The sequence below is a fragment of the Mycobacterium lehmannii genome (assembly GCF_001499925.1).
In the GTDB taxonomy this organism is placed as follows: Bacteria; Actinomycetota; Actinomycetes; order Mycobacteriales; family Mycobacteriaceae; genus Mycobacterium; species Mycobacterium lehmannii.
This window is the reverse complement of record NZ_LQIR01000029.1, coordinates 25,862-35,652: the sequence shown is the minus strand read 5'-3', so window position 1 is coordinate 35,652 and position 9,791 is coordinate 25,862. Positions and strand designations below refer to the sequence as shown.

Annotated in this window: 6 protein-coding genes and 2 pseudogenes; 1 reads left to right on the top strand and 7 read right to left on the bottom strand. The window is 66.3% G+C overall.

The window, feature by feature from the left end:
* Positions 1-78 precede the first annotated feature (78 nt).
* The 7 genes and pseudogenes from AU192_RS16255 to AU192_RS16225 form a co-directional block, all read right to left on the bottom strand.
* A pseudogene (locus AU192_RS16255) lies at positions 79-1,433 on the bottom strand (LLM class flavin-dependent oxidoreductase).
* A 28-nt stretch (positions 1,434-1,461) separates the two neighbouring features.
* Positions 1,462-2,268: pseudogene (locus AU192_RS16250) on the bottom strand (acyl-CoA dehydrogenase family protein); the annotation flags it as partial.
* A 55-nt stretch (positions 2,269-2,323) separates the two neighbouring features.
* Positions 2,324-3,691 (bottom strand): wax ester/triacylglycerol synthase domain-containing protein, encoded by a 1,368-nt coding sequence (locus AU192_RS16245; RefSeq protein ID WP_064397953.1) that lies wholly within the window; start codon positions 3,689-3,691, stop codon positions 2,324-2,326.
* Between the two features lie 110 nt (positions 3,692-3,801).
* Positions 3,802-5,472: an ABC transporter family substrate-binding protein gene (locus AU192_RS16240; protein WP_064397951.1), complete on the bottom strand. Its 1,671-nt coding sequence runs from the start codon at positions 5,470-5,472 to the stop codon at positions 3,802-3,804.
* A gap of 11 nt (positions 5,473-5,483) precedes the next feature.
* Entirely contained in the window at positions 5,484-7,325 is a 1,842-nt protein-coding gene (locus AU192_RS16235; RefSeq protein WP_064397949.1) for a dipeptide ABC transporter ATP-binding protein, read from the bottom strand.
* Positions 7,322-8,242 (bottom strand): ABC transporter permease, encoded by a 921-nt coding sequence (locus AU192_RS16230; RefSeq protein ID WP_064397947.1) that lies wholly within the window; start codon positions 8,240-8,242, stop codon positions 7,322-7,324. Before AU192_RS16230 ends, AU192_RS16235 begins: the two co-directional genes overlap by 4 nt.
* Positions 8,239-9,216 (bottom strand): ABC transporter permease, encoded by a 978-nt coding sequence (locus AU192_RS16225; RefSeq protein ID WP_064397945.1) that lies wholly within the window; start codon positions 9,214-9,216, stop codon positions 8,239-8,241. Before AU192_RS16225 ends, AU192_RS16230 begins: the two co-directional genes overlap by 4 nt.
* A gap of 221 nt (positions 9,217-9,437) precedes the next feature.
* On the opposite strand from AU192_RS16225, the gene AU192_RS16220 reads away from it, so the two are divergent.
* Positions 9,438-9,698, top strand: coding sequence for a hypothetical protein (locus tag AU192_RS16220; RefSeq protein ID WP_133148038.1), 261 nt, complete (start codon positions 9,438-9,440; stop codon positions 9,696-9,698).
* Positions 9,699-9,791: the final 93 nt, after the last annotated feature.

The following is a 9,791-nucleotide window of genomic DNA, read 5'->3' as shown; positions in this document are numbered from 1 at the left end:
CCACCGACCCCACACCGGCATCAAGGGAAAGTCACCTATCGAACGCCTCGACGTTCACAACCTGCCCGCGAAGAACAACTAGCTCACCGACTGCAGCCGCTGCGCCGGCGCGAACGTGGCATCGCCGAGCCCGAGGTGCTCGCGCAGCGTGTCGCCGGTGTACTCGGTGCGAAACAGCCCGCGTCGCTGCAGTTCCGGCACCACCGCGTCGACGAAGTCGTTGAAGGTGCCCGGCGACTGCGCCGCGGATACCATGAACCCGTCGGCTTCGCCGGCATTGAATGATTCCTCGATCTGGTCGGCGACTTGCTCTGCGGTACCGACGAATTGGGGTAGCAGCACACCCTGGGCGTACCACTTACCGATATCGCGCAGGGTCAGGTTGTCGCGGTTGGCGACTCGCCGCGCCGTGTCGAACAGACCCTGCGTACCGGTCACCTGCACGTCTTCCACCGGAGCGTCGAGGTCGTAGTCCGAGAAGTCGTGGTCGGTGTGCACCGACAGGGTGATGAGCCCAGAGATCGGATCGGCCAACTCGTTGTGGAACTCCTGCTTCTCCCGGGCGATTGACTCGGTCTCCCCGACGAACGGGATGAACGCCGGGAAGATCAGCACCTTGTCGGGGTCGCGGCCGAAATCCGAAGCGCGCGACTTGATGTCGCCGTAGTAAGCCCGCCTGCCCTCCGGTGTGGGATCGATCTCGAAGATCGCCTCCGCCCACCGCGCAGCGAAATCCCTTCCGGTGTTCGACGAGCCGGCCTGAATCAGTACCGGTCTGCCCTGCGGCGAGCGCGAAACGTTCAACGGGCCGCGCGTCTTGAAGAAGCGGCCCTCGTATTCGACGGCACGAACCCGCGAGGGGTCGGCGAAGACGCCCTCTGACTTATCCAGCACCAGCGCATCGGACTCCCAGCTCGACCACAACTCCAGTGCAGTGCGGACGAACTCGTCGGCACGCTCGTAGCGCAACTCGTGGTCGAGATGGTCGTCGTGGCCGAAGTTCTGCGCCTCGCTCTGCGTCAGGGATGTGACGATGTTCCACGCCACCCGGCCGCGGGTGATGTGGTCGAGGCTGGCGAATATCCGCGCCAGTTCGTAGGGAAAAATAGGTGGCGGACTTGGTGATCGCAACGCCGAGCTTGGAAGTCACCGCGCCGATGCTGGCCGCGACGATCGACGGGTCCAGCGTCGCCGTCGCCTGGGTGCCGCGACGCAACGGTTCGGTGATGTCGTCACCAAAGCGGATCGGTGCGGCGAGTAGATCGGCGAAGAACACGAAGTCGAACTTGCCGCGCTCGAGAATGCGGCCGATGCGGTGGGTAGTACTCCGGCGTGGTGAACCCGGTATCGCTGGCGGGATGGCGCCACGCCGCATGCGAATGGGTGACCTGTGAGGCGATCTGGAAACCGCCCAGGTGTAGTTGACGCGCCACAAGCGCTCCTTTAGCAGCGATTTGTGCGTGAAAACGTTCGCTGCAGCAGCGCGACGCCGTCGTCGACGACCGACTCGAGGATGCCCGCCACCACCGCATGGATGAACAGCTGCAGCGAGGCGTACTGGACCGTCGGCTCAGGCGCGGCGTCGTACGGTGTGTCGCTGAGCACCTCGTCGGCTCCCACGGCGACATCGGTCAACACGGTGGTGCCGGTGCCGGTGCGGCGCTGGCCGAAGCCGTCCCAGTCGTCGAAGATGCGGACTCCGTCACGGCCGGCGGGCACCACCACGTTGGCGACCGAGTCGTGGTCGGTGGTGGCCGTCACCGTGAGGTAGTCAGAGAACAATGTCCCTGTGCTGTAGAACTTCTCGCCATTCAGTCGGTAGTTTCCCGGATTCGCGGGGTCGGGCAGCAGACGCGTCTTGAACACCAGGCTGCCGACGGCCAATGAGCCCTTCTCGCTGAACGCGTTGCCGAAGACCTTGCCCGCGGCGACCTTGTCCAGCCACGCCCGCGACGTCGGCTGATCGGCTGTGCGCAGCCGTTCCTCGACGAACCAGAAGTGGGTCCGGAAGATGTGCGCGACGATCGGGTCGGCGTGCGCAACGTCGACCACAGCGGAAAACAGCTGGGGCACAGTGAATCCAGCACCACCTGCCTCGGCCGGGAGCCGAAGCGTGCCGAAGCCCGTGTGTTTGAGCGCGGCGACCGCGTCAAAGGGGTTCTCGTCGTTGAGGTCCCGGTCGCTGGCGCCTGCGGCGATGCGGGCGAGCAGCTCGGTCCATTCCGGTGTGCCGGGAAGTATGGGGGTCGGGTGGTCGGCCGTTGTCATGGCATTGTTTTACCGGCGCCGCCCATCGCGGGCACTGCTTTGACTCAGCGCGAACCTAACACTCCGCCAACGCCAGCACCTCCTGGAATCCCTCGACGAGGCAGTCGTGGAAGAGGTCGTAATCCGGTATCGCGCCGGTGTCGACGTTGATGCCGAAATGACAGGTGCCCGCATAGGTCAACAACGTCACGTTGACGGCTGCGCCGATCGTGGGCCCGAACGCGTACTGCGCGCCGACGCGGGCCCCACCGAGATAGACCGGGACTGGGATGCCCGGCACATCGCTGGCGACGAAGTCGACGTGGCGCAGGATGGACCCGATGTACCAGCGGGGCATGAGGTTGAGTGCCCCGGCGATTGTCTGGGTGTAGGGCAACGAGCGTTCGTGACGCACTTTGTCTGTGCGACAGCGTATTTCGCTGATCCGGTCGGACGGGTCGGCCACTCCCGCGGGGATGTCGAATCGCATGAGCGTGATGTGGTTGCCGCCCATCGCGTCGGTCGTGGTCCGCAGGTTGATCGGCATGGTCAGATGCAGATCGCCGATACCGACACCGTGCTTGTCGTGATAGCGGCGCAATCCGCCGGCGACTCCGGCGACGAAGGCATCGTTGAGGGCGCCGTCGCAGCGGTGCGCCGCGTCGCGCAGCCGATGCAGCGGAACGTCATGCACGGCGAGGTGGCGCACGAGGCTGCGTCGCGTCATGAGGGGCGAGCCGGTGCTGTTCACCGGCCGGACGGTCCGGTAGATCGATGCCGCCGTCGCCGCCGCGGAAGTCAAAGTCTGCTGGGGCCGGCGAATCCCGCCGAACAGCCATCCGGGGGCCGACTTGATCGCGGCGCTGACGGCGGCGCCGGCCAGCCCGGCGTTGTACCGGATCGTGTCTCCATAACCCGTGAACCACGACGCCGTGTGCGCCTGCGGCTCCGCGGGCAGCGGCTCGACGGTGCTCGGGCTTTGCTCCACGTCGAACAGGATCATCCCGATCTGGACGCCGCCCACGCCGTCGGTCAACGCGTGATGGAAGCGGCACAGCAGGGCCGCCGCACCATCTTCCAAGCCGTCGATCAGGGTGGCTTCCCACAGCGGCCGGACCCGGTCGAAGTCGGCCATCTGTGCCAGTCGCGCCATCTCCAGCACCGTCTGGAGCGTGCCGGGCGCCGGCGCGGTCACTCGCCGTAGATGGAAGTCGAGGTCGAAGTCGGGTGCAGGCTCCCACCGCGGCGGTGCCGGCGGCGGCGACTGCGCCACCCGCTGGCGGAACATCGGCAGAATGCGACTGATCCGGTCGAAGCGGTTCCGGACCTCGTCCCAATCCGGAACCCGCTCGAGCATGATCACCGTCACCACCGTCGACCGCAGCCGCGGGTCGGTTTCCATCGCCCAGGTGAAGGCGTCCGAGTTGCGCATGAATGCAGTCATAAGATCTCCCGCACTCAACGCTACGGCCGCGTGTCACTCACCGCGATGCTCTAGCGGAGCCAGAGGACCAAAGGCCCCAAAGATGACCACGAAAGTCCTACCGGACCGGGTCAGGGCTTCATGAAGCCGATCTTCGTGTAGTCGGCGTCGGCCAGGCCGAACGCACCGAAGTTCGCCAGATTGCTTCGCGTCGCGATGTTTCCAGGCGACTGGGTCAACGGCAGGCTGAACACCTCTTCGAACAGCATCTTGTCCAGCTCGTTGGCCAGCACCCGGGCTTTGGCGGGATCCAGTTCGCCGACGGTCTGCTCGATCTTCGCGTCGATCTCCGGGCTGCCGATCTGTCCGAAGTTGCTTTCGGCTCCGGTCCGGTAGATCTGCGTCAGACTTGCGAGCGGGAAAGCATCGCCGCTCCAAGAGAATTGGGCGATGTCGAAGTTGCCGACGGTGACGTAGTCGGTGAAGAAGCCGGCGGCCGGGCGGACGTCCAACTCCAGTTTCACGCCGATCTGGGCGAGGTTGTTCTGCGCGATCTGTCCGTACTGCCGGGTGCTGAGCGAGTCGAACAGCACGTCGCGGATCACGAGCTGGCGGCCGTCCTTCTCGCGGAACTGGCCATTGAGCCGCCAACCGAGCGCGTCGAGTTCCTGCTTGGCCTTCTCCGGGTCGAAGGCGATGACGCCGCTGTTGTCCTGATAACCCTCCTGGCCCGCGACGAAGATGTGGTTGTTCAGCGGTGCGGGGTTGTCGGCGAGGCCGCGCTGGGTGACTTCGGCGATGGTCTTGCGGTCGATGCCCTTGGCGATTGCGCGTCGCAGCGCGGGGTCGGCCAAAATCGAACCCGGCGAGCCGTTGAACGTGAAGTGATACCAGGCCAATCCGGGCGCCCGCCGGATGGTCACGCCCTGCGTGCGTCGAGCGATCTCCATCTCGTCGAGCGTGGCCAGACCGGTGGCGTCGATCGTGTTGTTCTGCAGCGCGGGGATGCGTGCGGCGTCGTCGAGGACCAGGAACGTGATGCTGTCCAGCAGCGGCTGCTCACCCCACCATTTGGGGTTGCGGGTCAACGTGATTCGTTTGGCACCACGGTCGAGGTTGGAGACGATGAACGGCCCCGCCGACGGTCCGGGGCCGTTGAGCTGACCCTTGTTGAAGACCTCCGGGTTTTCCGTCGAGCTCTTGGGCACCAGCATGCTGGTGCCTGCGAACATCCCGCGCCAGTCGGACCACGGCTCGGCGAACGTGATGACGGCCTGGCGGTCGTCGACGCCCCGCTCGACCTTCTCGACCCGGTCGCTGCCGTTGGTCGCGGCGATCGCGAACCGGTCGTCCTTGCCGCTCGTGGCGTTGATCTGGGACTGGATGTCCTCCCAGGTGATCGGCGCGCCGTCGCTCCACACCGCTTCCGGGTTGATCGTGTAGGTGACGACCTGCGGGTCGGTGCTCGTCAGCTCCACATCGGTGAAGTAGTCGGTGTTCACCGTGGCCGAGCCGTCGGGGCCGATCCGGAACGCGCGCGGCATCGCCGGCTTCATCAGCGAGTTGTTGTCACCGGTGTTGCCGTCGATGTGCAGCGGGTTGAAGTTCGGCGGGAACTCGTTGATCGACAGCCGCAGGTTGCCGCCCTGCTGCAGGTCGGCGACGTCCTGCGGGTTGATGTCGTTGGTGTTTCCCACTGTCGCCTCGCCGCCGGCGGAGGGAGCTTCCTCGGAACCTCCCGAGCACGCGGTCAGGGTCAGCGCGGCGATGATCGAAGCCGCAGCAAAGCGTCGCATCCTCATGCGGTCCGACTTTAGCGGCGATTCACCTGTGGTCGCGGGACCGCGGCCAGCAACCGCCGCGTGTAGTCGTGCTGTGGGTCGGTGAACACCTGGTCACCGTCGCCCTGTTCGACCACGGTGCCCTTGTACATCACCGCCACCCGGTGGGCCAGGTGCCGCACCACCGAGAGGTCGTGGGAGACGAACAGATAGGACAGCCCGAACCGCTGCTGCAGATCCAACAGCAGGTTGATGATGCCGGCCTGGATCGAGACGTCCAGCGCCGACACCGGCTCGTCGAGCGCGAGGATCTTCGGCTGTAGCGCGAGCGCCCGCGCAATGCCGATGCGCTGCTTCTGCCCGCCGGAGAACTCGGCCGGATAGCGGGTGGCGTCTTCACGTTGCAGCCCGACGATGCCGAGCAGCTCGCCGATCCGTTCGTCGCGCTGGCGCTTGTCGAAACCGTTGGCCTGCAACGGTTCGGCGAGCACTTCGAACACCGGCAGCCGCGGGTCCAACGAGGCCACCGGGTCCTGGAACACCACCTGCAGGTTCCCTCGCAGCTCTCGGCGGGCCCGCCGGTCGAGTGAGGCCACATCCCTGCCGAGCACCTCGATGGAGCCGCCTTCCGGGGCGGTCAGCGCCAGGATCTGGTGCAGGGTTGTCGACTTGCCCGATCCGGACTCTCCGACGATGCCCAGCGTGCGGCCCTGGTGCAGTGCGAAGCTGATGCCGTCGACGGCGCGCACCGCACCGACCTGGCGGCGAAACACCACACCCTTGGTCAGCTTGTAGGTCTTGACCAGATCATCGACGCGCAGCACCACTGGCGGCTCGGCGGAAGTCGGTGTGTCGCGCGGGGCGGTCGACACGCCGTAGATCTCGGCGGCGCTGCGGCCGACGACGTGTTCGGTGCGGATGCACGCGGCGAAATGGCCCGATCCGGAGTCCATCGGCAGCAGCTCGGGTTCGGCGGCGCGGCAGTCGTCGATCGCAAGCGGACAGCGTGGGGCGAACGGGCACCCGGGCGGCAGCGCGGCCATCGACGGAGGTGCCCCCGGGATGGGGATCAGGCGCGCGCCCTGTGCGGCGTCGAGGCGCGGCACGGAGCCCAGCAGCCCGACGGTGTAGGGCATGCGGCGGTCGCGGTAGAGCTCATCGACGCCGGCCACCTCGACCGCACGCCCCGCGTACATCACCAGGGCGCGGTCGGCGAATTCGGCGACCACCCCCAGGTCGTGGGTGATGATCAGGACGCCGGCGCCGGTCACATCGCGGGCGGTCTTCAGCACTTCGAGGATCTGCGCCTGCACCGTGACGTCCAGAGCGGTCGTCGGCTCGTCGCAGATGATCAGGTCGGGATCGTTGGCGATGGCGATGGCGATCACGACCCGTTGGCGTTCACCGCCGGACAGCTCGTGCGGGAACGACTTGGCTCGTCGGTCGGGCTGGGCGATGCCGACCAGCTCGAGCAGTTCGACCGCGCGCTTCCTGGCGGCTTGCCGGCCGATGCCGCGCTGGTGGATCCCGATCGCCTCGGCGATCTGGTCGCCGACGGTGTAGACGGGGGTGAGCGCCGACATGGGGTCCTGGAAAACCGTGCCGATGGCCTTGCCGCGGATCGCCGACATCCGCTGGTCGGACAGGCCGATCAACTCGTCGCCGTGCAGGCGGATGGAACCCGTCACCTCGGCGTACTCGGGCAGCAGCCCGACGACGGCCATCGCGCTGGCCGATTTGCCCGCCCCGGATTCGCCGACCAGCGCCACGACCTCGCCCTTGCCGACGTCGAAGTTCATGCCGCGCACCGCTTTCACCGGTACCGAGTCCGTGGGGAACTCGACGGTGAGGTCGCGGACCTCGAGTAGGCTCATCGCTTGCGTCTCCGAAGTTGGCGGGCACTCGGATCGAGCGCGTCGCGCAGGCCGTCGCCGACGAGGTTGGCGCACAGGATGATCAGCACCAGCACACCGCCGGGGAACAGAAACAGCCACGGGAACGTCGTCGCCGACTTCGTGCCGTCGGCGATCAGCGTACCGAGCGACACATCGGGCGGCTGGATGCCGAAACCCAGGAAGCTCAGTCCTGTTTCGGCCAGCACGGCCACACCGACGTTGAGCGCCGTGTCGATGATGATGATCGACGCGACGTTGGGCAGGATGTGGCGGATGATGATCCGCCAGTTGCTGACACCCATATAGCGTGCGGCCGCGACGAATTCGCGGTCGCGAAGGCTCATCGTCATGCCACGGACGATCCGGGAGCTGATCATCCAGCTGAACAACGACAGCAGCACGATCATCCAGATGATGTCACCTTTGGTGCGCTGCACCACGATTGAGATCAGCAGGAAGCTCGGAACCACCAGCATCAAGTCGACCAGCCACATCAGGGCGGGGTCTCGCCAGTCGGCGAAGTACCCGGAGATCGTGCCGACAGTCGCCGCGATGATCGTCGAGATGAACGCGACGCAGACACCGATCAGCATCGACTTCTGCATCCCGCGCAGCGTCTGGGCGAAGAGGTCCTGTCCCAGCGCGTTGGTGCCGAACCAGTGCTCGGGGCTGGGCGGCTGCTGCAACGCGAAGTAGTCGAGGTCGTTGTAGCTGTAGGGCAAAAGGGGCGGCAATGCGTAGCACCCGATGAACATGACCACCAACAGCACCAGGGAGATCACGGCCGGCTTGTTGCGCAGGAACCGGCGGAACACCAGCGTTCGTCGCGACGCGAAGCCGTCCGAGACGCCGGACTGCGCGGTGGTCGACTTCTGTGTGGTGGCGGGTTCGGTCATGACGCCCGCACCCTCGGATCGAGCGCGGCGTAGACCACGTCGGAGAGCAGGCCGGCCAACAGGATCATTGCGCCGGACAACACGGTGATCGCCGCGACGATGTTGATGTCCTGGTTACCGATGCCGGTGACGATCCATTCCCCGATGCCGTACCAGCCGAAGATCTTCTCGATGAACACCGCACCGGTCACCAATCCCGCGACGCTGTAGGCGAACAACGTCGCCATCGGGATCAGCGCGGTGCGCAGGCCGTGCCTGACGAGCGCGCGCCGGCGCGTCAGGCCCTTGGCCCGCGCGGTGCGGATGAAGTCCTGACCCAGGACGTCGAGCATGGCGTTGCGTTGGTAGCGGCTGTAGATCGCGATCGAGGAGATGGCGAGCGTCATGCTGGGCAGCACCAGGTGCTGTAATCGGTCGACGAACTGGTTCCACGCCCCCTCGATGGGGAAGGGCGAAGTCTCGCCGGTGTATTCGAAGATCCGGACGCCGAGCACGTTGTTGACGCCCAGCGCGGCCAGGATGAAGAGGTTGGCCAGAACGAAGGTCGGCGTGCTGATTACCAGAAGCGACAGCACCGTCACGACGCGGTCGCTGAGCCGGTACTGCCTGATGGCGCCCCACGCCCCGGCGGCCACGCCGATCACCGTCCCGACGACCGAGCCGATCAGCAACAGGCGGAGGCTGACACCCACCCGTCGCCACAGCTCGTCGGTCACCGGCTGCCCGCCGATCGTCATACCGAAGTCGCCGCGGATTGCGCCCGATACCCAGTGGGCGTACTGCTCGAGCACCGGCTTGTCGAGGTTGAGTTCGACGCGTTTGGCATCGATGACGCTCTGTGGCGGCCGCGGGTTGCGGCTCTCCAGGCTGTCGAGGGGATCGAACTGCCACGATGCGAGCAGGAAGACCAGGAACGACGCCAGTGCCAGCAGCACGACGTAATTGAGCAGTCGGCGCGCCAAGAACCGCGTCATGCGGAGCGTCCGTCGGTCGGCTGCATGCGCTCAGGTTAAGAGATGACTGCCGCGATGGCCGTTTTGCGGGCCGTCGCAGCGCGCCGAGCTGGCCATCTTGGCGAACTCTCACCGAGGGTGCAGGGGGCGTCCAGACAGCCCTGATTCAGTCGGAAGCATCTGCAAATTCACCGGTGGCCGCGCCGCCGGAGCGACTGGGCAACCACGAACGGAGAACTTCGATGACACGTCACAGCGTGCGACCCGCTAGCGGAATGCGGGCAGTCGCGGCGGTGATCGGCACCTGTGCGCTCGTGGCGATGGCCGCGCTCGGGCTGCTCGCCGAACACCCGGCCAGCGCCCCCGCAACCGCTGCTCCGGCCATGACGGTCGGTGCGACCAGCAGACACTCCACGCCGGCCACGACTCCGAATGTGGGAATCGCGAAGCCGGCCCTCAGGGGGCCGGCGCCGCTGCCGTCCGAGGAGGCAGCCGCCAAGTAGCGCCAACTGTTCGTTTCGTCTCGTTTCGTCGGGCTTCCGTTCGGCTATCCACCACGCAAGGGTTCGACGACGAAGCCCTGTTTGCGCTGTTAG

What these genes read in the sequence shown, in the direction of transcription:
- AU192_RS16245 (WP_064397953.1), bottom strand. Translation starts at nt 3,691, where the DNA reads ATGACTGCATTCATGCGCAACTCGGACGCCTTCACCTGGGCGATGGAA.
- AU192_RS16240 (WP_064397951.1), bottom strand. Translation starts at nt 5,472, where the DNA reads ATGAGGATGCGACGCTTTGCTGCGGCTTCGATCATCGCCGCGCTGACC.
- AU192_RS16235 (WP_064397949.1), bottom strand. Translation starts at nt 7,325, where the DNA reads ATGAGCCTACTCGAGGTCCGCGACCTCACCGTCGAGTTCCCCACGGAC.
- AU192_RS16230 (WP_064397947.1), bottom strand. Translation starts at nt 8,242, where the DNA reads ATGACCGAACCCGCCACCACACAGAAGTCGACCACCGCGCAGTCCGGC.
- AU192_RS16225 (WP_064397945.1), bottom strand. Translation starts at nt 9,216, where the DNA reads ATGACGCGGTTCTTGGCGCGCCGACTGCTCAATTACGTCGTGCTGCTG.
- AU192_RS16220 (WP_133148038.1), top strand. Translation starts at nt 9,438, where the DNA reads ATGACACGTCACAGCGTGCGACCCGCTAGCGGAATGCGGGCAGTCGCG.